This window comes from Klebsiella sp. TF21-TM, assembly GCF_019753495.1.
GTDB classification, from domain to species: Bacteria; Pseudomonadota; Gammaproteobacteria; order Enterobacterales; family Enterobacteriaceae; genus Klebsiella; species Klebsiella quasipneumoniae.
In genome coordinates, this window is sequence record NZ_JAIJYL010000010.1 from 39,624 (window position 1) to 66,230 (window position 26,607).

21 protein-coding genes, 7 tRNA genes and 1 pseudogene are annotated in these 26,607 nt (G+C 57.7%); 22 read left to right on the plus strand and 7 right to left on the minus strand.

The window, feature by feature from the left end; translation table 11 throughout:
* Window positions 1–35: 35 nt before the first annotated feature.
* A complete protein-coding gene (gene pgm, locus K5R89_RS11620) occupies window positions 36–1,676 on the minus strand; it encodes a phosphoglucomutase (alpha-D-glucose-1,6-bisphosphate-dependent) (protein ID WP_023288859.1) in 1,641 nt (546 codons plus the stop codon).
* A 32-nt stretch (window positions 1,677–1,708) separates the two neighbouring features.
* Complete coding sequence (gene seqA, locus K5R89_RS11625; protein WP_102004251.1) at window positions 1,709–2,257, minus strand: replication initiation negative regulator SeqA; 549 nt, start codon at window positions 2,255–2,257, stop codon at window positions 1,709–1,711.
* A 183-nt stretch (window positions 2,258–2,440) separates the two neighbouring features.
* Here seqA and ybfF point away from each other — a divergent pair, with 183 nt between their 5' ends.
* The 8 genes from ybfF (at window position 2,441) to K5R89_RS11665 (ending at window position 10,098) form a co-directional block, all read left to right on the plus strand.
* Entirely contained in the window at window positions 2,441–3,214 is a 774-nt protein-coding gene (gene ybfF / locus K5R89_RS11630; protein ID WP_044521651.1) for an esterase, read from the plus strand.
* A gap of 133 nt (window positions 3,215–3,347) precedes the next feature.
* Complete coding sequence (ybfE, locus tag K5R89_RS11635; protein WP_002894767.1) at window positions 3,348–3,641, plus strand: LexA regulated protein; 294 nt, start codon at window positions 3,348–3,350, stop codon at window positions 3,639–3,641.
* Window positions 3,642–3,792: 151 nt separating this feature from the next.
* Entirely contained in the window at window positions 3,793–4,323 is a 531-nt protein-coding gene (fldA, locus tag K5R89_RS11640) for a flavodoxin FldA (RefSeq protein ID WP_002894765.1), read from the plus strand.
* 291 nt (window positions 4,324–4,614) lie between these two features.
* Window positions 4,615–5,067 (plus strand): ferric iron uptake transcriptional regulator, encoded by a 453-nt coding sequence (fur, locus tag K5R89_RS11645; protein ID WP_004885952.1) that lies wholly within the window; start codon window positions 4,615–4,617, stop codon window positions 5,065–5,067.
* A 127-nt stretch (window positions 5,068–5,194) separates the two neighbouring features.
* The gene (tcuR, locus tag K5R89_RS11650; RefSeq protein WP_023288855.1) at window positions 5,195–6,121 is read left to right on the plus strand and encodes a tricarballylate utilization LysR family transcriptional regulator TcuR; all 927 of its coding nucleotides are present in this window, start codon (window positions 5,195–5,197) and stop codon (window positions 6,119–6,121) included.
* A 97-nt stretch (window positions 6,122–6,218) separates the two neighbouring features.
* Entirely contained in the window at window positions 6,219–7,622 is a 1,404-nt protein-coding gene (gene tcuA, locus K5R89_RS11655) for an FAD-dependent tricarballylate dehydrogenase TcuA (RefSeq protein WP_032455143.1), read from the plus strand.
* Window positions 7,609–8,748 (plus strand): tricarballylate utilization 4Fe-4S protein TcuB, encoded by a 1,140-nt coding sequence (gene tcuB / locus K5R89_RS11660; RefSeq protein ID WP_023288853.1) that lies wholly within the window; start codon window positions 7,609–7,611, stop codon window positions 8,746–8,748. The genes tcuA and tcuB overlap by 14 nt, the downstream gene beginning before the upstream one ends.
* Window positions 8,749–8,802: 54 nt before the next feature.
* Complete coding sequence (locus tag K5R89_RS11665; protein WP_023288852.1) at window positions 8,803–10,098, plus strand: MFS transporter; 1,296 nt, start codon at window positions 8,803–8,805, stop codon at window positions 10,096–10,098.
* 51 nt (window positions 10,099–10,149) lie between these two features.
* Here the strand turns inward: K5R89_RS11665 and chiQ are convergent, their stop codons facing one another.
* Window positions 10,150–10,482, minus strand: coding sequence for a ChiQ/YbfN family lipoprotein (gene chiQ, locus K5R89_RS11670; RefSeq protein ID WP_023288851.1), 333 nt, complete (start codon window positions 10,480–10,482; stop codon window positions 10,150–10,152).
* 47 nt (window positions 10,483–10,529) lie between these two features.
* A complete protein-coding gene (chiP, locus tag K5R89_RS11675) occupies window positions 10,530–11,933 on the minus strand; it encodes a chitoporin (protein ID WP_023288850.1) in 1,404 nt (467 codons plus the stop codon).
* Between the two features lie 76 nt (window positions 11,934–12,009).
* Here chiP and K5R89_RS11680 point away from each other — a divergent pair.
* Window positions 12,010–12,318, plus strand: a pseudogene (locus K5R89_RS11680) (methionine synthase).
* Between the two features lie 54 nt (window positions 12,319–12,372).
* On the opposite strand, the gene glnS reads toward K5R89_RS11680, so the two are convergent.
* Complete coding sequence (gene glnS / locus K5R89_RS11685; RefSeq protein WP_032455140.1) at window positions 12,373–14,040, minus strand: glutamine--tRNA ligase; 1,668 nt, start codon at window positions 14,038–14,040, stop codon at window positions 12,373–12,375.
* Window positions 14,041–14,218: 178 nt separating this feature from the next.
* The gene (gene nagE / locus K5R89_RS11690) at window positions 14,219–16,174 is read right to left on the minus strand and encodes a PTS N-acetyl glucosamine transporter subunit IIABC (RefSeq protein ID WP_217259391.1); all 1,956 of its coding nucleotides are present in this window, start codon (window positions 16,172–16,174) and stop codon (window positions 14,219–14,221) included.
* Between the two features lie 316 nt (window positions 16,175–16,490).
* On the opposite strand from nagE, the gene nagB reads away from it, so the two are divergent.
* The 12 genes from nagB (at window position 16,491) to K5R89_RS11750 (ending at window position 23,588) form a co-directional block, all read left to right on the plus strand.
* The gene (gene nagB, locus K5R89_RS11695; protein WP_012542446.1) at window positions 16,491–17,291 is read left to right on the plus strand and encodes a glucosamine-6-phosphate deaminase; all 801 of its coding nucleotides are present in this window, start codon (window positions 16,491–16,493) and stop codon (window positions 17,289–17,291) included.
* Window positions 17,292–17,405: 114 nt separating this feature from the next.
* Window positions 17,406–18,554 (plus strand): N-acetylglucosamine-6-phosphate deacetylase, encoded by a 1,149-nt coding sequence (nagA, locus tag K5R89_RS11700; RefSeq protein ID WP_032455137.1) that lies wholly within the window; start codon window positions 17,406–17,408, stop codon window positions 18,552–18,554.
* Window positions 18,555–18,562: 8 nt separating this feature from the next.
* Window positions 18,563–19,783 (plus strand): N-acetylglucosamine repressor, encoded by a 1,221-nt coding sequence (locus tag K5R89_RS11705; RefSeq protein WP_032455136.1) that lies wholly within the window; start codon window positions 18,563–18,565, stop codon window positions 19,781–19,783.
* 119 nt (window positions 19,784–19,902) lie between these two features.
* Window positions 19,903–20,655, plus strand: a complete 753-nt coding sequence (locus K5R89_RS11710; RefSeq protein WP_023288846.1) for an HAD-IIA family hydrolase — start codon at window positions 19,903–19,905, stop codon at window positions 20,653–20,655.
* A 278-nt stretch (window positions 20,656–20,933) separates the two neighbouring features.
* Window positions 20,934–22,598, plus strand: coding sequence for an asparagine synthase B (asnB, locus tag K5R89_RS11715; protein ID WP_217259390.1), 1,665 nt, complete (start codon window positions 20,934–20,936; stop codon window positions 22,596–22,598).
* A 237-nt stretch (window positions 22,599–22,835) separates the two neighbouring features.
* Window positions 22,836–22,912, plus strand: a tRNA-Met gene (locus tag K5R89_RS11720).
* Window positions 22,913–22,921: 9 nt separating this feature from the next.
* A tRNA-Leu gene (locus K5R89_RS11725) sits at window positions 22,922–23,006 on the plus strand.
* Between the two features lie 23 nt (window positions 23,007–23,029).
* Window positions 23,030–23,104, plus strand: a tRNA-Gln gene (locus tag K5R89_RS11730).
* Between the two features lie 36 nt (window positions 23,105–23,140).
* Window positions 23,141–23,215, plus strand: a tRNA-Gln gene (locus K5R89_RS11735).
* A 23-nt stretch (window positions 23,216–23,238) separates the two neighbouring features.
* A tRNA-Met gene (locus K5R89_RS11740) sits at window positions 23,239–23,315 on the plus strand.
* Between the two features lie 47 nt (window positions 23,316–23,362).
* A tRNA-Gln gene (locus K5R89_RS11745) sits at window positions 23,363–23,437 on the plus strand.
* A gap of 76 nt (window positions 23,438–23,513) precedes the next feature.
* Window positions 23,514–23,588, plus strand: a tRNA-Gln gene (locus tag K5R89_RS11750).
* Between the two features lie 118 nt (window positions 23,589–23,706).
* Here the strand turns inward: K5R89_RS11750 and ubiF are convergent.
* The gene (gene ubiF / locus K5R89_RS11755; RefSeq protein WP_217259389.1) at window positions 23,707–24,882 is read right to left on the minus strand and encodes a 3-demethoxyubiquinol 3-hydroxylase; all 1,176 of its coding nucleotides are present in this window, start codon (window positions 24,880–24,882) and stop codon (window positions 23,707–23,709) included.
* A gap of 179 nt (window positions 24,883–25,061) precedes the next feature.
* On the opposite strand from ubiF, the gene miaB reads away from it, so the two are divergent.
* A complete protein-coding gene (miaB, locus tag K5R89_RS11760) occupies window positions 25,062–26,486 on the plus strand; it encodes a tRNA (N6-isopentenyl adenosine(37)-C2)-methylthiotransferase MiaB (RefSeq protein WP_004885906.1) in 1,425 nt (474 codons plus the stop codon).
* Window positions 26,487–26,607 lie beyond the last annotated feature (121 nt).

Genomic DNA, 26,607 nt, shown 5'->3' on the forward strand with positions numbered 1-26,607 from the left:
ATCAGGCCCGCGAGGGGCCTGATGGTCGTGCGCCTTTAGGCGTTCTTCAGCACTTCACTGACAATCTCTACCGCTTCTTTTTCGATCAGTTTGCGATGTTCTTCGCCGAGGAAGCTTTCGCAGTAGATCTTGTAGGCGTCTTCGGTGCCTGACGGACGCGCCGCGAACCAGCCGTTGTCGGTCATCACTTTCAGGCCGCCAATCGCCGCCCCGTTGCCCGGCGCTGCGGTCAGACGGGCGGTGATCGGATCCCCCGCCAGGGTGTCAGCGCTGACCATTTCCGGCGACAGCTTAGACAACGCCGCTTTCTGCGCGGAGGTCGCGGAAGCCTGCAGACGGTTGTAGCTCGGCGCTCCAAAGCGCTCCGCCAGCTCGTTATAGTGCTCCTGCGGGTTTTTCCCGGTCACTGCGGTGATTTCCGCCGCCAGCAGGCACATGATAATGCCGTCTTTATCGGTGGACCACGGCGTGCCGTCGAAGCGCAGGAAGGAGGCCCCGGCGCTTTCTTCGCCGCCGAAACCGAAGCTGCCGTCGAACAGGCCGTCGACGAACCACTTAAAGCCCACCGGCACTTCCACCAGCTTGCGGCCCAGATCGTTCACCACGCGGTCAATCATCGCCGAGGAGACGAGGGTTTTACCGACCGCCACCTCTTTGCCCCACTGCGGACGATGCTGGAACAGGTAGTTAATCGCCACCGCCAGATAGTGGTTCGGGTTCATCAGCCCGGCTGGGGTGACAATCCCGTGACGGTCGTAATCCGGGTCGTTGGCAAACGCCAGATCGAACTTATCGCGCAGCGCCAGCAGGCCCGCCATCGCACATTCCGAGGAGCAGTCCATGCGGATGGCGCCGTCTTTATCGAGGTGCATAAAGCGGAAGGTCTGGTCTACCTGGTCGTTCACAATGGTCAGATTGAGCTTGTAGTGCTCGCCAATGCGCTTCCAGTATTCGATACCGGAACCGCCCAGCGGATCGACGCCCAGCGTCAGGCCCGCTTTCTGGATCGCCGCCATGTCGACGATATCCGCCAGGCCTTCAATAAACGGCTGCACCAGATCCTGCTCTTTGACGTGGCCGGAAGCCAGCGCCGCGTCCAGAGGAAGGCGTTTCACGCCCTGCAGGCCAGCGGCCAGCAGTTCGTTGGCGCGGTTTTCCACCACTTTGGTGACGTTGGTATCAGCCGGACCGCCGTTTGGCGGGTTGTACTTGATACCGCCATCTTCCGGCGGGTTGTGTGACGGGGTGATCACAATGCCGTCCGCCAGCGGACCGCCTTTTTTGTTATGCACCAGAATCGCGTTGGAGACCGCCGGCGTCGGGGTGAAGCCGTTGTTTTCCTGCACGATCACGTCAACACCGTTGGCGGTTAACACTTCCAGCACCGAAATAAACGCCGGCTCGGACAGGGCGTGGGTATCTTTACCGACATAGCACGGACCGGTGATCCCGTTCTTCGCACGATCTTCCGCAATCGCCTGGGCGATGGCCAGGATATGCGGTTCGTTGAAGTTGTGACGCGCCGCGCTGCCGCGATGGCCGGAGGTGCCGAATTTGACCGCATGCTCCGCATTACCGACTTCAGGCTTCAGCACGTAGTACTGAGCAGTCAGTTGGGCGACGTTAATCAAATCACTCTGTTGCGCAGGCTGCCCCGCACGTTTATCGATTGCCATTGCCTGATCCTTCTGGTGCAAATGTTAAAAAGCTAGATCGTGCCGCAAACCTTTTCAATCAGCTCCGCAGGGAACTGCATCGACTGCATGATGTGCTCAATCATGCTGCATTTACGGCCGGTATTGGTATTGGTGATCACCCACCACGGTGTACCAGGAACCTGTTTCGGTTTGGTCTGATTACCGCTTTTCAGCAGCGTACGCGCATCTTCCGCGAAGTAGACGCGCGTGCGGCCATGCAGAGACTCGGTCGCCTCGGCAAATGCTTTACTGTCCAGGGAGTAGAGGGTCGTCAACACCAGCATAAAACGGTTCACCGCGCGCTTCTGCTCGGCGTATTCATCAGATAACAGCATCTCGCGCATGGCGCGGACTTTATCTTTCGCCGGGTTAGCGGATTTCACCTCAACGGCAGGCGCGGGCGCCAGCGCCGGCGCGGCTTTGCTGACCTGTGTAGCCGGTTGGGAAACGGCGGAAAATTTCAGCATGCGCCGTAAAATGTCGGATGCGCTCTCGCCGATATGCAGAGTGTGGCTGGCAATATAGCGATAGAGTTCATCATCAACTTCAATTGTTTTCATCTTAATCCAGTGCGATATCTTTTCTGAATACAAATCGTTGGGATTATAAGTACAAATCCCAACCGCGGATAGCGTCAAACCAGGATGGCGGTAAAACTCAGAAAACTTCTGGGTCTTGCAGCCGGATGGCAGAATGTCCAACATAATACCCTAACCCGACGGAGCGAAAAAAAGAACTTTGCCATGAAATTAAATAGCCGAGCGCAATCTGCACAGAATCCGCACAACCACTCCCCGATCGTGCTGGTCCACGGTCTGTTTGGCAGCCTGGACAACCTGGGCATCCTCGCCCGCGACCTGGTCGCCGACCACGATATTCTGCAGGTCGATATGCGCAACCACGGTTTGTCGCCGCGGTCGCCAGAGATGACCTACCCCGCGATGGCGCAGGATCTGCGCGATACGCTCGACGCGCACCAGATTGAACGCGCCACCTTTATCGGCCATTCGATGGGCGGCAAAGCGGTGATGGCGCTGACCGCCCTGGCGCCGGAGCGCATCAACGGTCTGGTGGCGATCGATATCGCCCCGGTGGATTATCATGTTCGCCGCCATGATGAGATCTTCGCCGCTATCCGCGCCGTCAGCGAATCCGCCGCCAGCACCCGCCAGCAGGCGGCGCAGGTGATGCGCGAGCATCTGCAGGAAGAGGGGGTGATTCAGTTCCTGCTGAAATCTTTCGTCGACGGCGACTGGCGCTTCAACGTCCCGGTGCTGTGGGACCAGTACCCGCATATCGTCGGCTGGGAAACCATCCCGGCCTGGCCGCACCCGACGCAGTTTATTCCCGGCGGCAACTCACCCTACGTGACCGACGCCTACCGCGACGCGCTGCTGGCCCAGTTCCCGCAGGCCCGGGCCCACGTCATCGCCGGCGCCGGACACTGGGTCCATGCCGAGAAACCCGAAGCGGTGTTGCGCGCGATCCGCCGCTATCTCACGAGCATTGGCGCCTGATTGGCTAAAATATGCCCGACCGCGCCGCAGAATGCCCGCGGTCGTTGGCGCAGCCGTTCGCCTGATGTATGATGGCGCGCTATCTGCGCCGGCTAGAGCCCGGCAGCTTGTTTCCCCGAAGTCACTCAGAATCATGGCAAAAGAACAAACGGACCGTACGACATTAGATTTGTTCGCAAACGAGCGTCGCCCGGGAAGACCAAAAACCAATCCGCTGTCGCGCGATGAACAACTGCGCATCAACAAACGTAATCAGCTGAAACGCGATAAAGTGCGCGGGCTGAAGCGCGTGGAGCTAAAGCTCAACGCCGACGCGGTCGATGCGCTTAACGAACTGGCGGAAGCGCGTAATATGAGCCGCAGCGATCTCATCGAAGAGATGCTGATGACGCAATTAACCGCCCTGCGCAGCCAGGGAAAAGTCTAACTTTCCGCGAAAAATCCGCATTCATGTAGCAGAGTGTGCAGTCGGGCGTGATTGCTGTTTCCGCGTCCTTGCCAGTTCTGCTATGATTGCCGTTATCTGTGGGCATCACGTCCCTACCACATCATTTAAGTTTCAAGAGGTTATTTTACTCATGGCAATCATCGGCATCTTTTTTGGCAGCGACACCGGCAACACCGAAAATATTGCAAAAATGATTCAAAAGCAGCTTGGTAAAGATGTTGCTGATGTTCACGACATTGCCAAAAGCAGCAAAGAAGATCTGGAAGCCCACGACATCCTGCTGCTCGGCATCCCGACCTGGTACTACGGTGAAGCCCAGTGTGACTGGGACGACTTCTTCCCGACGCTGGAAGAGATCGACTTTAACGGCAAGCTGGTGGCGCTGTTCGGCTGCGGCGACCAGGAAGACTACGCAGAGTACTTCTGCGATGCGCTGGGCACCATCCGCGACATCATTGAGCCGCGCGGCGCGACCATCGTTGGCCACTGGCCGACTGCCGGCTATCACTTCGAGGCCTCCAAAGGCCTGGCGGATGACGACCACTTCGTCGGCCTCGCCATTGATGAAGACCGTCAGCCGGAACTGACCAACGAGCGCGTTGAGAAGTGGGTGAAGCAGGTGGCTGAAGAGCTGCACCTCGAAGAAATCAAAAACGCCTGATAATTAAGCGGCGCAATCGTTGAGTTGCGTCGTATTAATAGACAAAAGCAATCAAACTAATAGCTACAAGTTTTTAACTTTTAATCACATATCTGTACAATGTCCTCTGAATCTACGAGGCACGTGACGCAGTTTGTAGCTGGTGCCTCGTTTTTGACAGCAAACCAGGCCCGATGCTTGCAGTTTTCATTTACCAGTGGCAGTTCTATAATGAGACGCATTACGTCGGGTTAATTTCTGTATGACTTCCGTTGAAGGAAGTAGATCGTTTAGCAACAGGACAGATTCCGCATGACTGACAACAATACCGCATTAAAGAAGGCTGGCCTGAAAGTCACACTTCCTCGACTGAAAATCCTTGAAGTGCTGCAGGAACCGGATAACCATCATGTCAGTGCGGAAGACTTATATAAACGCCTGATCGACATGGGCGAAGAGATTGGTCTGGCGACCGTTTACCGCGTCCTCAACCAGTTTGATGACGCCGGTATCGTGACTCGTCATAATTTTGAAGGCGGTAAATCCGTTTTCGAACTGACCCAGCAGCATCACCACGATCACCTGATCTGCCTCGACTGCGGCAAAGTGATCGAATTCAGTGATGACTCTATCGAAGCGCGCCAGCGTGAAATCGCTTCCCGTCACGGCATCCGCCTGACCAACCACAGTCTGTATCTGTACGGTCACTGTGCGGAAGGTGATTGCCGCGAGGACGAACACGCCCACGACGCAGTGGAAAAGTAATTCCCTGCTTCGCCTGCTCTGAAAAGCCAACCAGCCGGTTGGCTTTTTTATGGGCGCTTCTGCCGCGCTTCCCGCTCACGTCCCGGCGGCGACCCTCGCGAGTCCCCGCTTTGTCCGGAGAGTTGATATGGAACTTCGCCAGCTACGCTATTTTACGCGCATTGTTGAAACCGGCAGCATGGGCCGCGCCGCGCTCGATCTGAATATCGGCGTCTCGGCGCTCAGCCAGCAGATCGCGCGTCTGGAAAATGAGCTGTCCATTCGCCTCCTGCAGCGAACCTCTCGCGGCGTGACGCCCACCAGCGCGGGCCTCGCTTTCTACTCACAGGCGCAGCTGGCGCTGCGTCATGCCGATGATGCCATCCTCGCCGCCCGCGAGGCGCGGCTGTCGGGCCACGTCAGCGTCGGCATGGCCCCCAGCACCGCCTCCGTTCTTGGCGTACCGTTCATCAACGCGATGCGCGAGAGCTACCCCGACGTCCGCCTGCACCTGGTGGAAAGCCTCTCCGGGAATCTGGAGCGGATGATCAACACCCGCCAGCTGGATTTAGCCATCGTCTTCCAGCAGGAGAAGATCCTGCGCTGGAGCGCCAGACCGGTGCTCGAAGAGCGCCTGTTCCTGATTGGCACCCATGCGCTGTTGGCCTCGCTGCCGGATGACCCTGTTTCCCCTGACCAGCTCACCACCCTGCCGCTGATTATGCCAAGCCAGGGCCACGGCCTGCGCGGCAGGCTGGAGGCGGTTTGCCAGCAGCACAGCCTCAGCGTTGAGGTGGTGGCGGACATTGACGGTCTGGCCCTGCTGATGCAGGCCGTGCGCAGCGGACTGGGCGCCACTCTGCAGCCCGGGGCCGCTATTTCCCATCTCGACCATCAGGCGCTGAGGGTGATCGGCATCGCTAATCCGGTCCTCAGCCGCCCCAACTTTCTGGTCAGCCTGTCGGATGATGAGCTCACCCCGGCAGGCCTTGCGGCACGGGTCATACTAAGCAAAGTCATGCGCCAGCTGGTGGAGTCCGATCGCTGGCCAGGCGCCACCCTTTACGTTAACTAAACCCCTCTTTAGCGTTACGCCATAGCGCCCCGTCGCCGTTACCGCCTACATTCCCATTACAAATTTAACAATCCATTAAATTGTAAGGGAGCCGATAATGGTGGATGTACTGGTCATTGGCGGCGGCAATGCCGCGCTATGCGCCGCCTTAACCGCCCGGGAAGCCGGCGCCTCGGTGCTGCTGCTGGAGGCGGCGCCGCGGGAGTGGCGAGGCGGCAATTCGCAGCACACGCGTAACCTGCGCTGTATGCACGATGCGCCGCAGGACGTGCTGGTCGACAGCTATCCGGAAGAGGAGTACTGGCAGGATCTGCTGCGCGTCACCGAAGGGAACACCAACGAAGCGCTGGCCCGGCTGGTGATCCGCACCTCGTCACAGTGCCGGGACTGGATGCGTCAGCACGGGGTTAACTTTCAGCCGCCGCTCTCCGGCGCCCTGCACGTGGCCCGCACCAACGCCTTTTTTATGGGCGGCGGCAAAGCGCTGGTCAATGCCTATTACCGCAGCGCAGAGCGGATGGGGGTGCAGATCCGCTACAACACGCCGGTGCAGGCTCTGGAACTGCGCAACGGTGAATTTGTCGCCGCGCTGGCGGGCGAGGAACGGATTGTCGCGAGAAGCTGCGTCCTCGCCGCCGGCGGATTTGAATCCAACCGCGAGTGGCTGCGCGAGGCCTGGGGGCAAAATGACCGCGGCGAATGGCCCGCCGATAACTTTCTCATCCGCGGCACGCGCTTCAACCAGGGGGTGCTGCTCAAGTTTATGATCGACGCCGGGGCCGATATCATCGGCGATCCTTCCCAGTCCCACTGCGTCGCCATTGACGCCCGGGCGCCGCTCTATGACGGCGGGATCTGCACCCGCGTCGACTGCGTTTCGCTGGGGGTGGTGGTCAACCGCGATGCCGTGCGCTTTTATGATGAGGGGGAAGATTTCTGGCCTAAACGCTACGCCATCTGGGGCCGACTGGTCGCCCACCAGCCAGGACAGATCGGCTACTCGATCATCGACAGCAAAGCCATCGGCCACTTTATGCCCCCCGTCTTTCCCGGCGCTCAGGCCAATACCATCGAGGAACTGGCCCGCCAGCTGGGGCTGGACGGCGAACGCTTAGCGCAAACCATCGCCGACTATAATGCCGCCTGCGCGCCGGGCCAGTTCGATCACACCCGCCTGGATAACTGCGCGACCTCTGGCCTCACGCCGGCGAAAACCCACTGGGCGCGCCCCATCGATACGCCGCCTTACTACGGCTACGCCCTGCGTCCGGGGATCACCTTCACCTACCTCGGGCTCTACGTCGACGACACCGCCGCCGTCCATTTCGCCGGTCAACCCAGCCGTAATCTGTTCGTCGCCGGGGAAATGATGGCCGGCAACGTGCTGGGCAAGGGCTACACCGCCGGCGTCGGGATGTCGATCGGCACCACCTTCGGCCGCATCGCCGGCCAGCAAGCCGCCCGGGCGGCGCAGCAGGAGAAACACCATGAAGTCGCTTGAAAAGCTGATCATTGACGCGCAGATCATCACCGAACCGGAGGCGGAAGTCGAACGGGTGATGCAGGTGTGTAACGCCTGCCGCTACTGCGAAGGGTTTTGCGCCGTGTTCCCGGCGATGACCCAGCGCCTGGCCTTTGGCAAGGCGGATATCAACTATCTGGCTAACCTGTGCCATAACTGCGGCGCTTGCCTGCATGCCTGCCAGTATGCGCCGCCGCACGAGTTCGCCATTAACGTGCCGAAGGCGATGGCCGAAGTCCGGCTCGAGACCTATCAACACTACGCCCAGCCCGCCGCCTTTGGCAGCCTGTACCGCCGGGCCGGCATGACCACCGTGCTGGCGCTGGTCGGCGGCCTGATTGTCTTTCTGCTGCTGGCGATGGGGCTCAAAGGCTCGCTGCGCCATCCGCCGCTGGCGGGCGACTTCTACCAGATATTCCCCCATAACCTGCTGGCGTGGATGTTTGGTTCGGTCTTTGTGCTGGCGATTGGCTTACTGATGAGCGGGGTGATCCGCTTCTGGCGCGAGATCTCCCCGGGCCAGCCGCAACCGATTGATATTGCGAAGGCATCCCATGATGCGCTGACGCTGAAATATCTCGACGGCGGCCACGGGAAAGGCTGCAACGAAGCCGATGACGCCTTCACCCTGCTGCGCCGCCGTTTCCACCACTGCACCTTCTACGGCTTTATGCTCTGTTTCGCCGCCACCGTGGTGGCCACGGGCTATCACTATATCGCCGGCCAGGAAGCCCCCTACCCGTTCTTCAGCCTGCCGGTGCTGCTCGGCACCCTCGGCGGCATCGGCCTGCTGGTCGGCCCGGCGGGCCTGCTGTGGCTGAACCTGCGCCGCTCGCCGCTGCACGGCGACGCGCGGCAGAAACCGATGGATCGCGGATTTATTCTGCTGCTGCTGCTGACCAGCTTCACCGGCCTGGCGCTGCTGGCGGGGCGGGATACTTCGTGGATGGGCGTCCTGCTCGCCATCCACCTCGGGGTGGTGATGGCCCTGTTCTTAACCCTGCCGTATGGAAAATTTGCCCACGGATTTTATCGCTGTGCGGCGTTACTCAAGTGGGCGATTGAGAAACGCCGCGGAAAACAGGCGGGCGTCGCCGGCGACTGACCTGCCCCTCTGCACCCGATAACAACAAGATAAAGACAATGGAGAGCACCCCCTATGACCCAACAACCCACCCGCGCCGGCACCGTCGGCGCTATCCTCCGCGTGACCAGCGGGAATTTTCTCGAACAGTTCGACTTCTTCCTGTTTGGCTTTTACGCCACCTATATCGCCCGCACCTTCTTTCCGGCGGAGAGCGAGTTCGCGGCGCTGATGCTCACCTTTGCGGTATTTGGCTCGGGCTTCCTGATGCGTCCTATCGGCGCGGTGGTGCTCGGCGCTTATATCGACAGAATCGGTCGCCGCAAAGGGCTGATGGTTACCCTGGCGATCATGGGCTGCGGGACGCTACTCATCGCCCTGGTCCCTGGCTATCAGACTATCGGCGTGCTGGCGCCGATCCTCGTGTTAGTGGGCCGTCTGCTGCAGGGGTTCTCGGCGGGCGTCGAGCTTGGCGGAGTGTCGGTCTATCTCTCTGAAATCGCTACGCCGGGCAATAAAGGCTTCTATACCAGCTGGCAGTCCGCCAGCCAGCAGGTGGCTATTATCATGGCGGCGTTGATCGGCTATGCGCTGAACGCCACGCTGGAACATGAGGAGATTGCCGCCTGGGGCTGGCGCATCCCCTTTTTTATTGGCTGTATGATCATTCCGCTGATTTTCGTGCTGCGCCGCTCGCTGCAGGAGACCGAGGAATTCCTGCAGCGTAAACATCGCCCGGATACCAAAGAGATCCTGACCACCATCGCCAGAAACTGGCGCATTATTACCGCGGGGACGCTGCTGGTAGCGATGACCACCACCACTTTCTACTTTATTACCGTCTATACGCCAACCTACGGCAGAGCAGTGCTACACCTCAGCGCCCGCGACAGCCTGCTGGTCACCATGCTGGTGGGCATCTCCAATTTTATCTGGTTACCGATTGGCGGCGCGATCTCTGATCGGATCGGTCGTCGCCCGGTGCTGATGGGGATTACCGTGCTGGCGCTGCTCACCACATGGCCGGTGATGCACTGGCTCACCGCCGCGCCGGATTTCACCCGTATGACGCTGGTCCTGTTGTGGTTTTCCTTCTTCTTTGGCATGTATAACGGCGCGATGGTGGCGGCGCTCACTGAAGTGATGCCGGTTTATGTCCGCACCGTGGGCTTTTCGCTGGCCTTCAGCCTCGCCACCGCCATCTTCGGCGGCCTGACGCCGGCTATCTCCACTGCCCTGGTCGAGCTTACCGGCGATAAAAGCGCGCCGGGATGGTGGCTGATGTGCGCTGCGCTGTGCGGGTTCATCGCCACCGCGCTGCTGTTCGTGCGCCTGAGTCGCGGCTATCAGCCGGCGGAGAGTCAGCGCTAAAAAAACAAACGGGCGGAGATAGACTCCGCCCGTTTGCCGCTGCCGTCTGGCTTAATGGGTGGTGTTATTGCTGCGGATCTCTTTCCAGATCTGGTCGCAGCGCGCTTTCACCGCCTGATCGTTACCGGTACGGGTAGCCTGGATACACTGCTGATAATCCAGTACCCGGACGCTCTCCTGGTTAGCAAACTGCTGGTGCTGTTTATCCTCTTTCAGGACATTCAGTACGCTCTGGCAGGCTTCAATTTTGTCCGGATTGCCTTCCGCCGTATTAATACAGGCGCTATAGGCATCTTTCAGTTTGGTGTCTTCTTTCGGTGCCGGCGACGTGGTGCAGGCCACCAGAGCCGATGCCATCATGGCAATAAGCAGCATTTTTTTCATTGTCGTTCTCCCAGAGGTGCGGCAGGCTCACGCCCGCCGCGCAGGCATCAGAAAATTGTGAACGGGGCGATAACCATGAACTTCACGTCGCGCTCATCCTGGAAGATGTTGCCGTAGCCGCCGCTCCAGCTCGGAATATCGGAATGGTTGTCGTACTGGGTAAAGTGCAGTTTAAACAGCGTGCCCTTCGCCCGGCCTTCCTGCACGGTATACAGCGCATCCAGGCTGTAGGCCGACTCTTTCAGACGGTAATCAGCGTCATAGTAGGCGTCCGGGGAGGACATTTTGCCCGGCTTCGCATCCCAGGCGTACACATAAGACGCGCCAAACGCCCAGCCCGGCATATCCCAGTTTTTCATGTCATACATCGCGCCGAAGAAGACCGCTTTTTCGCCGTTGGCGTTGAAGTCGGAACGGTTATCCCACCAGATATCGAGACGACCGTTGGAGGAGGCGTAGGTCGGGGTCATACGCTGCAGGAAGTAGCCCTGCTGGCCATCGGCCTTCACCCAGGTCCCTTCCAGACGCAGATCCAGCACATCCGCCACTTTATAGCCAAAGGTTAACGCCTGCAGCCATGCGGTGCCGTCATAGATGTCGTTGACCCCGCCGTTGCTGACCTTATCGCGAGTGCCGTAGAACTGGTAGCTGGTGCTCAACGGCGCGCCGGCGACGTCAAACTTGTAGCTGGCTTTAGCAAAGTACTGATCGATATAGCCCTGAGCCTGACCAAATGCCGCCTCCAGCACCAGGTCGTTTTTGAAATCATATTTGGCGCCGACGGAGTGGAGATAATCGACTTTAGTCTTCTTATCGTTCTGGTAGAAATCATCCATCTCGATATGCCATGGCGCTTTATACTCGTTCGTCCACATGTAGGAGAAACTTAACGCGCCCGCGGTGCCATAGTCGAAGTTGGCCCCGGCTTCCGCCCCCTGATAGGTACCCGGCATAAAGCTCCAGTGCGGCGCCAGCAGGGTCTGACCGGTTGGCTGGATGTAGCCCGCGCGCGCCCACGCCGGACCGTATTTGAATTTCGCAGCGGCTTTATACAGGCTGATGCCGCTCTTATCGCCGGAGTAGTCTTCGTCATAGGCTTTGTTACGCGACGAGAAGGCAATTTCGTTCGGGTGGCCGCTGTCGCCGTTCTCCGCCATTTCAATCGCGGTAAACGCCGCAATATCAAGGCCAAACATATCGGCGGCATAGCCGGACTGGAAGTCCAGGTTGGCGTTCCAGGTGGAGTGGGAAAGGTTGGTTTTGTATTTGTCGCCGTCGGTCACATCTTTACGGTCACGCTCACGCTGCCAGTAATAGATACCGCCGGTTAAAGTAGAATCATCGATAAAGCCTGCTGCGCTGGCCTGCGGAATCACAACCCAGCCCGACATCGCGGTGACGGCGGCAATAGCCAGCGCCAGCGTACTACGTTTGCCACTAAACGTACGCATGTGCATATCCTCTTTGACGTTTTAAAAGGCGAAGACCAGGGGGTCATTCGCTAAAAAAAATAAATAACACTGCAAAATGTGGGGCGGTGAAAAAGGCCGCGAAACCACTGTAGATAGACTATTTTTCGTGACGCGAATTATCAATGTTTTTCGTGAGGCAAAGCTTAAGATTATGACAAAGCGCACATAATTTATGTCGTTTTGTTACAGTCTTATCTCTGATGATTTTGTCATGGAAGTCATTGCAAAATCAGGGAAAAACGCAAAACCTGAAAGCGATTACATTGGTTTTTTGTATGAGACAGGAAATATCAGAAGCGTTATTTATTTCCGATTTGAAACAGAATTAATTCGCTTCGCGAAAATAAAAAGAGTAATTGGCTGATTCTGAAACAAAAAAAGCGCCGCAGAGTGCGGCGCTTTGAAGGTAGGGAAACGGTTATTCGCCCGCTTTCGCCCAGGTATCGCGCAGACCGACGGTGCGGTTAAACACCAGGTTGGTTGCGGTTGCATAGCGGCTGTCGAGGCAGAAGTAACCTTCACGTTCAAACTGGTAAGCTTTACCGGCTTCCGCCTGCGCCAGGCTCGGCTCCGCGTAACCCTGTTTGATCACCAGCGATTCCGGATTGATCACCGCGAGGAAATCCTCCGCTGCGCCCGGGTTTGGTACGCTGAACAGGCGATCGTAGAGACGGATCTCTACCGGCAGCGCATGCGCCGCGCTCACCCAGTGGATCACGCCTTTGACCTTGCGGCCGTCAGCCGGATCTTTGCTCAGGGTGTCGGCATCGTAGGTGCAGAAGATAGTGGTGATATTGCCTTCGGCATCTTTCTCCACGCGTTCCGCTTTGATGACGTAGGCGTTGCGCAGACGCACTTCTTTGCCCAGCACCAGACGCTTGTACTGCTTGTTGGCTTCTTCACGGAAGTCCGCGCGGTCGATCCAGATTTCCGCGCTGAACGGCACTTCGCGGCTGCCCATCTCCGGCTTGTTCGGATGGTTCGGCATCGCCACCATTTCGCTTTCGCCCTGCGGGTAGTTCTCGATAACCAGTTTCACCGGATCGATCACTGCCATCGCGCGCGGCGCGTTTTCGTTGAGATCTTCGCGAATGCATGACTCCAGCGACGCCATCTCAATAGTGTTGTCCTGCTTGGTCACGCCGATGCGCTTGCAGAATTCGCGGATGGATTCGGCGGTGTAGCCGCGACGACGCAGACCGGAGATGGTCGGCATACGCGGATCGTCCCAACCTTCCACGTGCTTCTCGGTCACCAGCTGGTTCAGCTTACGCTTGGACATCACCGTGTATTCAAGATTCAGGCGCGAGAATTCGTACTGGCGCGGGTGAACCGGGATGCTGATGTTGTCCAGCACCCAGTCGTACAGACGACGGTTGTCCTGGAACTCCAGGGTACACAGCGAGTGGGTAATGCCTTCCAGCGCATCGCTGATGCAGTGGGTGAAGTCGTACATCGGGTAGATGCACCACTTGTTGCCGGTCTGATGATGCTCAGCGAACTTAATGCGGTACAGCACCGGATCGCGCATCACGATGAACGGCGACGCCATATCGATCTTCGCGCGCAGGCAGGCCTTGCCCTCTTCGAAGCCGCCGCTGCGCATTTTTTCGAACAACGCCAGGTTTTCTTCCACGCTGCGGTCGCGATACGGGCTGTTCTTACCCGGCGCTTTCAGGGTGCCGCGATATTCACGAATTTCATCAGGAGAGAGTTCATCAACATAGGCCAGGCCTTTGTTGATCAGCTCAACCGCATACTGATGCAGCTGATCAAAGTAGTCAGACGAGTAGCAAACGTCCCCGGACCAGTGGAAACCTAACCACTGCACGTCGTTTTTAATCGACTCCACGTATTCGATATCTTCTTTCACCGGGTTGGTGTCATCGAAACGCAGGTTGCATTGGCCCTGATAATCCTGGGCGATGCCGAAGTTCAGGCAGATGGATTTCGCATGGCCAATGTGCAGATAACCGTTCGGCTCCGGCGGGAAGCGGGTGTGAACGGTGGTGTGCTTACCGGTAGCCAGATCTTCATCAATGATCTGACGGATAAAGTTAGTCGGGCGGGCTTCTGCCTCACTCATCACGGGTTCCTCAAAGCGTAAACAACGTATAACGGCACATGATCTTACAAGCAGGGCGTAGTGACAACTATTAGTTACGTAAAATAGGTATCAGAAGAGGATTATGGGGCCGATTGCTGCAAAAAAAAGCGGCGAAGGTTTCCCTTCGCCGCTGAGGCATAAACTCGACTCAGGAGCCTTACTTGCCTTTAATCTCATACAGCGGCGTCTGGCCGGCAACGACCTTACCGCTCGCCAGTATCACCAGCGCGCTGTAGTCATCGCTGTTGCTGCAGACCACCGGGCTAATCATCGAGCGCGCGTTGGCGTTGAGGAAGTCCAGATCCATTTCCAGAATCGGCTCGCCCGCCTTCACGTCCGCGCCCTCTTCAACCAGACGTTTGAAGCCCTTGCCTTCCAGCGCCACGGTGTCGATACCCATGTGGACAACGATTTCCGCACCGTTGTTGGTTTCGAGGCAGAACGCGTGGTTAGTGTTGAAAATTTTCACCACGGTACCGGCGGCCGGGGCCACCACGATGTTGCTGGTCGGTTTCACCGCGATACCGTCGCCGACGGCTTTGCTGGCGAAGGCTTCGTCCGGCACCTGTTCGAGGGCCACCACGTCACCGGTAATCGGCGAAACCAGCGACTCAACGGTCTTCGCGTTCGCTACCGCCTGCGGTTTAGCCGCGGGCGCTGCGGTGGCGACGTTGCCAGCCGGCGCGGCTGCCGCTGCCGCTACCGGGCCGCGGGTCACCACTTTTTTCATCTCATCGCCGATAGACTCTGCCTTCGCGCCGACGATAACCTGGATGGTTTGCTTATTCAGTTTCACCACCCCGGACGCGCCGAGACGTTTACAGGCGGCGTCGTTGACTTTCGCCGAATCGCCCACGGTCAGGCGCAGACGGGTGATACAGGCGTCAATCGCTTTCAGGTTGTCCGTTCCGCCCACCGCGGCGATATAGCTGGTCGCCAGCTGGGTCAGGCCTTCTTCAGTGTTGCTGTTCGCTTCTTCCGTTACCACGTCAGCGGCTTTGTCTTCACGACCCGGCGTTTTCAGGTTGAACATGCGGATCACCGCGCTGAACAGCAGGAAGTAGACGAAGAAGAACACCACGCCCATCACCAGCAGCATCCAGACGTTTTTGCTGGCGGCCGGCAGGCTGTACATCAGCACGTAGTCAATAGCGCCTGCGGAGAAGGAGAAGCCCGCATGAATGCCCAGCGCCGTTGCGATGAACAGGCTGATACCGGTCAGTACCGCGTGCAGGAGGTACAGCAGCGGAGCCAGGAACATGAACAGGAATTCCAGCGGCTCGGTTACCCCGGTCAGGAACGCGGTGATGGCAACAGACAGCAGCATACCGCCCACCATCGGACGACGCGCTTTCGGAGCGGCCAGATACATCGCCAGCGCCGCGCCCGGCAGACCAAACATCATGATCGGGAAGAAGCCGGACATGAACATCCCCGCGGTGCCGTCGCCGGCGTAGAAGCGGTTGATGTCGCCGTGGAACACGGCGCCTGCGGCGTTCGTGAACTCACCAATCTGGAACCAGGCGATGGTGTTCAGCACCTGATGCAGACCGGTCGGGATCAGCAGACGGTTGATAAAGCCGAAGATACCGGAACCCAGCGCCCCTGCGGAAACGATCCACTCGCCGCCCGCATGGATAGCGTGCTGCACCGGCGGCCAGACGTAGCCGAAGAGCGCCGCGAGGATCAAACAGAAAAAGCCGGTGGCGATCGGCACGAAGCGTTTGCCGCCGAAGAAGCTCAGGAAGTCCGGCAGCTTGATGCCGGACCAGCGATTGTACACCGCCCCTGCTACCAGACCGGTAATGATACCGGCCAGTACGCCCATGTTGATTTCCGGATTGATGGTGACCATCGCTTTGGTCATCACGAAATAACCTACTGCCCCGGCCAGCGCCGCAGAACCGGCGTTATCCTTGGACCAGCTTGACGCCACACCGATAGCAAAGATCAGCGCCAGGTTGTCGAAGATAGCCCCACCCGCTTGCGCGATGAAGGGTACATTCAACAGGTCTGGTTGCCCGAAACGCAGCAGCAATGCCGCGACCGGCAGCACTGCGATAGGGAGCTGTAACGCCCTACCCAGTCGCTGAAAGAAACCTAAAATATTCATCTTATTCCCCCTATGAGACCCCGATGAGGCTCATTTTCAAAGCCACTTTTTTATTGTGTAACAAGGTCGGTTTTATCACTTACCGGCAAAGTGTGTGAAAAATTAATTCGTATCGCAAATTAAACGGGTATTTTTTGTGATAATTATCACCAAATATCGTATTCACCCCTCCCTTAGACTGGCTAACATCGAAAACTTATTTTATCATTCAAAAAATCAACACGGATTGACCCCGGTCGGCGCAGTTGCTGCAATACTCTCCTCAGAGTGCTGGCGCCAATCCGCCAGATTCTACTTTTAACTATAGAGGTGAAGAATGAGACTGATCCCCCTGGTAACCGCTGAGCAGGTCGGTAAATGGGCTGCCCGCCATATCGTGAACCGCATTAATGCATTCAAACCAACCGCGGACCGTCCGTTCGTGCTGGGTCTGCCGACCGGCGGCACCCCGCTCACCGCCTACAAGGCGCTGGTTGAAATGCATAAAGCAGGCCAGGTTAGCTTCAAACACGTTGTCACCTTCAACATGGATGAATACGTTGGCCTGCCGAAAGAGCATCCGGAAAGCTATCATAGCTTCATGCACCGTAATTTCTTTGACCACGTTGATATTCCGGCAGAAAATATCAACCTGCTGAATGGTAACGCGCCGGACATCGATGCGGAATGCCGTCGCTATGAAGAAAAAATTCGTTCCTACGGTAAAATCCACCTGTTTATGGGCGGCGTGGGCAACGATGGCCACATCGCGTTCAACGAACCGGCCTCTTCTCTGGCGTCCCGCACCCGTATTAAGACCCTGACCCATGACACCCGTGTGGCGAACTCCCGCTTCTTCGACGGCGACGTGGATCTGGTGCCGAAATATGCGCTGACCGTCGGCGTGGGCACCCTGCTGGATGCAGAAGAAGTCATGATTCTGGTGCTGGGCCATCAGAAAGCGCTAGCGCTGCAGGCGGCAGTTGAAGGTAACGTCAACCACATGTGGACCATTACCTGTCTGCAGCTGCATCCGAAGGCGGTGATCGTCTGTGACGAACCGTCCACCATGGAGCTGAAAGTGAAGACGCTGAAATATTTCAACGAATTAGAAGCTGAAAATATTAAAGGTCTGTAATGTAGTCGCGTCCCGCGACTTTGCGCGGGACCATCTTTTTCTTTGTATGCATCATCAGGCCGGCGGCAAACGAACGTTCCCGGGCCTGATGAGGCGTATATACCGGGGGTCGTAATGTATGCATTAACCCAGGGCCGGGTTTATACCGGTCATGAAATTCTCGATGACCATGCGGTTGTTATCGCTAATGGCCTTATCGAACGTCTTTGTCCGCTGGCAGATTTGCCGTCTGACATCGAGCAGCGCTCAGTCAACGGCGCAATCCTCGCCCCCGGTTTTATCGACGTCCAGCTCAACGGCTGCGGCGGCGTGCAGTTTAACGACAGCCCTGACGCGGTCACTGTCGAAACGCTGGAGATCATGCAGAAGGCCAACGAACGCTCAGGCTGCACCAGCTTCCTGCCGACGCTGATTACCTCCAGCGACGATCTGATGAAGCAAGGCGTCCGCGTGATGCGCGAATACCTGCAAAAGCACCCGAACCAGGCGCTGGGTCTGCATCTTGAAGGACCGTGGCTGAATATCGTTAAGAAAGGCACCCACAATCCCGACTACGTGCGTAAACCGGACGCGGCGCTGGTCGATTTTCTGTGCGACAACGCCGATGTGATCACCAAAGTGACCCTCGCCCCTGAGCGCGTCGAGCCGGAAGTGATCCGCAAACTGGTCGCCGCCGGGATCGTCGTCTCCGCGGGCCACTCCAACGCCACGCTGAAAGAGGCGAAAGTGGGCTTCCGCGCGGGCATTACCTTCGCCACCCACCTGTATAATGCGATGCCGTACATTACCGGCCGCGAACCGGGTCTGGCCGGGGCGATTTTTGACGAGCCGGATGTCTACTGCGGTATTATTGTCGACGGGATGCACGTCGATTACGCCAACGTGCGCAACGCCAAGCGCCTGAAAGGCGACAAACTGTGCCTGGTCACCGACGCCACCGCGCCGGCGGGGGCGAATATTGACCAGTTCATTTTTGCCGGGAAAACAATATACTACCGCAACGGGCTGTGCGTAGATGAAAACGGCACCCTCAGCGGATCTTCCCTGACCATGATTGAAGGGGTGCGTAATCTGGTTGAGCATTGCGGTGTGGCGCTGGACGAAGTATTGCGGATGGCGACGCTCTATCCCGCGCGCGCCATTGGTGTGGACAAGCAGCTCGGCAGCATTGCGCCGGGTATGGTCGCTAACCTGACCGCCTTTACACGCGATTATAAAATCACCAAGACCATCGTTAATGGTAACGAGGTCGTCACTGAGTAAGTAAAAGTATGACAGCAGGCGGACAAGCTCAAATTGGTAACGTTGACCTCGTAAAACAACTGAACAGCGCGGCCGTGTACCGCCTGATTGACCAGCATGGGCCTATCTCGCGCATTCAGATCGCGGAACAAAGCCAGCTTGCCCCTGCCAGCGTGACCAAAATCACGCGTCAGCTTATTGAGCGCGGCCTGATCAAAGAAGTCGATCAGCAGGCCTCCACCGGGGGTCGCCGCGCCATCTCCATCATTGCGGAGACGCGTAACTTCAACGCCATTGGCGTGCGCCTTGGCCGCTATGACGCCACCCTGACCCTCTATGATTTAAGCAGCAAGACCCTGGAGGAGGAGCATTTCCCGCTGCCCGAGCGCACCCAGGAAACGCTGGAACACGCCCTGCTGAATATCATCGCCACTTTTATCGAAAACTGTCAGCGCAAAATCCGCGAGCTGATCGCCATCTCGGTGATCCTGCCGGGGCTGGTGGATCCAGAAAGCGGCGTGATCCGCTATATGCCGCACATTGCGGTGGAAAACTGGGGCCTGGTCGGGGCACTGGAAAAACGCTTCAACGTTACCTGCTTTGTCGGGCACGATATCCGCAGTCTGGCGCTGGCCGAGCACTATTTTGGCGCAAGCCAGGACTGCGAAGACTCCATTCTGGTGCGCGTGCACCGCGGCACCGGGGCGGGGATCATCTCCAACGGACGCATTTTTATTGGCCGTAACGGCAACGTGGGCGAAATTGGCCATATTCAGGTCGATCCGCTGGGCGAACGCTGCCACTGCGGCAACTTCGGCTGCCTGGAGACCGTCGCGGCGAACGCCGCCATCGAACATCGCGTTCGCCATCTGCTGGACCAGGGCTACCAGAGCCGCCTGACCCTCGATGACTGCACGATCAAAACCATCTGCAAAGCGGCCAACAAGGGCGATGCCCTGGCCTGCGAGGTGATCGAGTACGTAGGGCGTCACCTCGGAAAAACGATCGCCATCGCCATCAACCTGTTCAATCCGCAAAAAATCGTCGTCGCCGGCGAAATTGTGGAAGCCGAGAAAGTGCTGCTCCCGGCCATTGAGGGCTGCATTAACGCCCAGGCGCTAAAGGCGTTTCGTAAGAACCTGCCGGTGGTGCGCTCCACCCTCGATCATCGCTCAGCGATTGGCGCCTTCGCGCTGGTCAAACGCGCCATGCTCAATGGCACGCTGCTGCAGCGCTTGCTTGAGAGCTAATCGCCCCCCTCTACAGATAAGCGCGTCGCTCTGTCACTGGCGGGCATCGCCCGTCAGAGGTGTGAAACCGCATCGATGACGCGTATAGTTTCGTCTTTGTTAATGATTCTGGACCCACCATGACCATTCAAAACATAATTTGTGATATTGACGGCGTGCTGATGCACGATAACGTCGCCGTTCCCGGCGCTGCCGAGTTTATCAAGCGCATCCTCGATAAAGGCATGCCGCTGGTGATGCTGACCAACTACCCGTCGCAAACCGGGCAGGATCTGGCGAACCGTTTCGCCACCGCCGGGATTGAGGTGCCGGATAGCGCCTTCTACACCTCGGCAATGGCGACGGCCGATTTTCTGCGCCGCCAGGAAGGCAAGAAAGCCTATGTGGTGGGTGAAGGGGCGCTGATCCACGAGCTGTATAAAGCCGGCTTTACCATCACCGATGTCAACCCGGACTTTGTCATCGTCGGGGAAACCCGCTCCTTTAACTGGGAGATGATGCATAAGGCGGCCTTCTTTGTCGCCAATGGCGCCCGCTTCATTGCCACCAACCCGGATACTCACGGTCGCGGCTTCTACCCGGCCTGCGGCGCCCTGTGCGCCGGGATCGAGAAGATCTCCGGCCGTAAGCCGTTTTACGTCGGTAAACCCAGCCCGTGGATCATCCGCTCAGCGCTGAACAAAATGCAGGCCCACTCCGAACAGACGGTGATCGTCGGCGACAATCTGCGCACCGACATTCTGGCCGGCTTCCAGGCGGGGCTGGAGACCATTCTGGTGCTCTCCGGCGTCTCGACCCTCGACGACATCGACAGCATGCCGTTCCGCCCGTCGTGGATCTACCCTTCCGTCGCGGAAATCGATATTTTCTAATGCCAGCCACGTCTCAGGACGTGGTTGTTCATTTCTGACGCCTGCTAAAAGCCCCCCATCTAATAAAAACGGCTTATAATTGCGTATTCTTCAATAAAGCCGTTCAAAAGATACTCTTTTTTTACTATTCAACAATCGCAGTTGCGTTTTTTCTTTTTCCGGCCGTAAAACCCTTGCGCCGGCTCCCCCTTTACGGCATTTTCTTAAGCACGCACTCAGGCTTCGCCACGAGACGAAGCCAGCACAACATCAAACACGACAGGGTAATGGAGAAGGCTATGTGTTCTATTTTTGGCGTACTGGATATTAAAACTGACGCAGGCGAGCTGCGTAAAAAGGCGCTGGAGCTTTCCCGCCTGATGCGCCATCGCGGTCCGGACTGGTCTGGCGTGTATGCCAGCGACAAAGCGATTCTGGCGCACGAGCGCCTGTCGATTGTCGACGTCAACGCCGGCGCCCAGCCGCTGTACAACGCCGAAAAAACCCATGCGCTGGCCGTTAACGGCGAAATCTACAACCATCAGGCGCTGCGCGCGGAATATGGCGATCGCTATCAGTTCCAGACCGGCTCCGACTGCGAAGTAATCCTCGCGCTGTATCAGGAAAAAGGCCCGGCGTTCCTCGACGACCTGCAGGGGATGTTCGCCTTCGCCCTGTACGACAGCGAAAAAGACGCGTACTTAATTGGTCGCGACCATATCGGTATTATTCCGCTGTATATGGGCCATGACGAACACGGCAACTTCTACGTCGCCTCAGAAATGAAAGCCCTGGTGCCGGTGTGCCGCACCATTAAAGAGTTCCCGGCGGGCAGCTACCTGTGGAGCAAAGACGGTGAAATTCGCCAGTACTATCAGCGCGACTGGTTCGATTACGACGCGGTAAAAGACAACGTTACCGATAAGAACGAGCTGCGTCAGGCGCTGGAAGAGTCGGTGAAAAGCCACCTGATGTCCGACGTGCCCTACGGCGTGCTGCTCTCCGGCGGCCTTGATTCTTCGGTCATCTCCGCCATCACCAAGAAATTCGCCGCCCGTCGCGTCGAAGATCAGGAGCGTAGCGAAGCCTGGTGGCCGCAGCTGCACTCCTTCGCGGTCGGTCTGGAAGGCTCTCCCGACCTGAAAGCGGCGCAGGAAGTGGCTAACCACCTCGGCACCGTGCACCATGAAATTCACTTTACCGTTCAGGAAGGGCTGGATGCGATCCGCGACGTTATCTATCACATCGAAACCTACGATGTGACCACCATTCGCGCTTCGACGCCGATGTACCTGATGTCACGTAAAATTAAAGCCATGGGCATCAAAATGGTGCTTTCCGGCGAAGGCTCAGACGAAGTGTTCGGCGGCTACCTCTACTTCCATAAGGCGCCGAACGCCAAAGAACTGCACGAAGAGACGGTGCGTAAGCTGCAGGCGCTGCATATGTTTGACTGCGCTCGCGCCAACAAAGCGATGTCCGCCTGGGGCGTGGAAGCCCGCGTGCCGTTCCTCGATAAGAGGTTTCTTGACGTGGCGATGCGCATCAACCCGCAGGATAAGATGTGCGGCAACGGTAAAATGGAAAAACATATTCTGCGCGAATGTTTTGAATCCTATCTGCCGGCCAGCGTGGCGTGGCGTCAGAAGGAGCAATTCTCTGACGGCGTCGGCTATAGCTGGATCGATACGCTGAAAGAAGTGGCCGCGAAACAGATCAGCGACCAGCAGCTGGAAACCGCAAGCTTCCGCTTCCCGTACAACACGCCGACCTCTAAAGAAGGCTATCTGTACCGCGAGATCTTCGAAGAGCTGTTCCCGCTGCCAAGCGCGGCGGAGTGTGTCCCTGGCGGTCCGTCGGTGGCCTGCTCTTCTGCCAAAGCCATTGAATGGGATGAAGCGTTCAAAACCATGAACGATCCGTCAGGCCGCGCGGTGGGCGTCCACCAGTCGGCCTATAAATAAGCCCTGACAGGCGATGAAACGCGAAACGGACCCTCCGGGGTCCGTTTTCTTTTTGCGGGATTTATGCCGCTGAAAAACGATAAATAACCAATAATTGCCGATTATTGCAGCGAGCTGTTCGCAACCTAACCAAACAGTCACATTACAACGATTTTCCTTGAAAAAGAGGTTGACGCTCGCAGGCCCAATACGCATAATGCGCCCCGCAACGCCGATAAGGTTACGCGAAAAAAAGATGGCTACGTAGCTCAGCTGGTTAGAGCACATCACTCATAATGATGGGGTCACAGGTTCGAATCCCGTCGTAGCCACCATCTTTTTTTGCGGGAGTGGCGAAATTGGTAGACGCACCAGATTTAGGTTCTGGCGCCGCAAGGTGTGCGAGTTCAAGTCTCGCCTCCCGCACCATTCACCAGTCAGCGTTGTACGGATGGGGTATCGCCAAGCGGTAAGGCACCGGTTTTTGATACCGGCATTCCCTGGTTCGAATCCAGGTACCCCAGCCATATTTCTTCGATATTTGCGGTTCACCGCGACGGTATTGGGGTATCGCCAAGCGGTAAGGCACCGGTTTTTGATACCGGCATTCCCTGGTTCGAATCCAGGTACCCCAGCCATCGAAGAAACAGTAAGACAATTTGGCTACGTAGCTCAGCTGGTTAGAGCACATCACTCATAATGATGGGGTCACAGGTTCGAATCCCGTCGTAGCCACCATATTCGGGACGTATCGATACACATCGATAAATCCGCAAACAATTTGTTGGGGTATCGCCAAGCGGTAAGGCACCGGATTCTGATTCCGGCATTCCGAGGTTCGAATCCTCGTACCCCAGCCAAATTAAAAAGTCGTTCAGCAATGAACGCACTGTTGCGCTAAAACCGGGATAGTGACGGTTAAATGCAACAGACAATTGGGGTATCGCCAAGCGGTAAGGCACCGGATTCTGATTCCGGCATTCCGAGGTTCGAATCCTCGTACCCCAGCCACTTCAATGCAAAAAAGCCCACCTCGGTGGGCTTTTTTGTTATTGGCGTTTTGCCATCCTGGCGCATCACTGACTGCCGGGCAGGCGCTTTCCACGACGCCCCTGCCCGCGACGCCGGTTTACAAGCCTAACGCATACTTCAGCGCCTGACGCTTCAGCACCCCGGCGCGTTCGGCCGCCATCAGGCCAATATTGCGCAGCATCCGCACCGGCGCCAGGTCATTGCTGAATCCGGCGTAAAACAGATCCATCCCCGACTGCATAATAAAATTATCCGCCCGCCGCCGCCCCTGGTAGCGCTTGAGCACCGGCAGGCTGGCCCACTCTTCGCCGCGGCCGCGCGCTTGCGTCAGGATCTCCAGCAGGGCGTCGACATCACGGTAGCCAAGGTTAACCCCCTGACCCGCCAGCGGATGAATGGTGTGCGCCGCATCGCCCACCAGCGCCAGACCAGGCTGAACATACTGCAGCGCATGACGCCGGGTGAGCGGGAAGGCGCCGGCCGCCTGCGGCGTCACCCGCCCGAGACGCGCCGGGAAATGGCGGGCGATCTCCTGCTGGAGCTGGGGCATGGACATACCCTGCAGCTGACGGATCCGCGCCGGGGCGTCATACCACACCAGCGAGGCCCAGTTGTCGAACAGCGGCAGGAAAGCGCGCGGTCCGCTGGGGGTAAACTGCTGCCAGGTGCTGTCGCCGGGATCGTCGGCGCATTGGACGCTAATGAGCATACAGGATTGCTGATATTGCCAGGCATGCACGCCGATGCCGGCCATCTCCCGCACCTGAGAGCTGGCGCCGTCGGCGCCGATAACCAGCCGGGCGTGGATCGTCTCCCCGTCGCGTAAACGCAACGCCGTCTCCGCCTCGCCGCGCTGCATCGCCTCCAGTTCGCCGCCAACGCGCAGGGTAACCCCTTCGTGCGCCGTCAGCGCTTGCCACAGGCCCCACTGCAGGACCTTGTTCTCGACCATATAGCCCAGCTCCGGCAGCTTAAGCTCGGCGGCGTCAAAGGCGACGTGGGCGCTCTCCCACTCCCAGGTCTCCAGTCGACGGTAAGCGTGGACGCGCATCGCCCGCACGGCATCCCAGACGCTAAGGCTTTTCAGCAGGCCGACCGAGGCCGCGCTGATCGCCGAGATCCGCACATCGGGAGCGGATGCCGGATCGAAAGCCGGAGGCGCCGTTTTCTCAAGCACCGTCACGGTAAATCCCTGTTGCGCCAGCCCCAACGCCAGGGCGCCGCCGACCATGCCGCCGCCCACGATGGCGACATCTGTTGCGTGAATTGTCATGGCTATTATCCTTAAAGCAGAATCCGTTAAGTTTACCGGATTTTTCGCCCTCTTGCGGTGATAACGCTCGCACTGGTCAGGGGGCGACCAAAGCATTACAATACGCGCCCTGGAATGCGAAATTCACCCTGTATATATCCCCGCGTTTTGGATATCTATTACTGAGCATGAGCAAGTCAATGACAAAAAAACTCCATATTAAAACCTGGGGCTGTCAGATGAACGAGTATGATTCATCAAAGATGGCCGATCTGCTGGATGCGACACATGGGTATCAACTGACCGAAGTGGCGGAAGAAGCAGATGTGCTGTTGCTCAATACCTGCTCAATTCGTGAGAAGGCCCAGGAAAAAGTTTTCCATCAGCTTGGCCGCTGGAAGCTGCTGAAAGAGAAGAACCCGGACCTGATTATTGGCGTTGGCGGCTGCGTGGCTTCCCAGGAAGGCGACCATATTCGTCAGCGCGCGCACTATGTCGATATTATTTTCGGGCCGCAAACCCTGCACCGCCTGCCGGAGATGATTAACTCCGTGCGCGGCAACCGCAGCCCGGTGGTTGATATCAGCTTCCCGGAAATTGAAAAATTCGATCGCCTGCCAGAACCGCGCGCCGAAGGCCCGACCGCCTTTGTCTCGATTATGGAAGGCTGCAATAAATACTGCACCTACTGCGTGGTGCCCTATACCCGCGGAGAAGAAGTCAGCCGCCCGTGCGACGATATCCTGTTTGAAATCGCCCAACTGGCGGCGCAGGGTGTGCGTGAAGTCAACCTGCTGGGCCAGAACGTGAACGCCTGGCGCGGCGAGAACTACGACGGCACTACCGGCAGCTTTGCCGATCTGCTGCGCCTGGTGGCCGCTATCGACGGCATCGACCGCATTCGCTTCACCACCAGCCACCCGATCGAATTTACCGACGATATCATCGATGTCTATCGCGATACGCCGGAGCTGGTGAGCTTCCTGCACCTGCCGGTGCAAAGCGGCTCCGACCGCGTGCTGAACCTGATGGGACGCACCCATACCGCGCTGGAGTATAAAGCGATTATTCGCAAGCTGCGTGAAGCGCGTCCGGATATTCAGATAAGCTCCGACTTTATCGTCGGCTTCCCCGGCGAAACTACGGAAGATTTCGAAAAGACAATGAAGCTTATCGCCGACGTCAATTTCGATATGAGCTACAGCTTTATCTTCTCCGCCCGCCCGGGCACCCCGGCGGCCGATATGGTAGACGACGTGCCGGATGCCGATAAGAAACAGCGTCTGTATATTCTGCAGGAGCGCATCAACCAGCAGGCGATGGCCTGGAGCCGTCGCATGCTCGGCACGGTACAGCGCATCCTGGTGGAAGGCACGTCGCGCAAGAACATCATGGAGCTTTCCGGACGTACGGAGAACAACCGGGTGGTCAACTTTGAAGGCACCCCGGACCTCGTCGGCAAGTTTGTGGATGTCGAAATTGTCGATGTTTACACCAACTCGCTGCGCGGCAAAATCGTGCGCACCGAAGCGGAGATGGGTCTGCGTATCGCTGAATCACCTGAATCAGTGATTGCCCGCACCCGTAAAGAGAACGATCTTGGCGTGGGTATCTATCAGCCGTGATCCCTTCAGGCCTGTCGGTTCCGGCAGGCCTTGTAATTCCTCTCTCCGTCCCTATATCTACAGCAATGCTTGCGCCATTTTCCTGTGACGTAAATAATTTCCTGATTAGCCGGCCACGCGC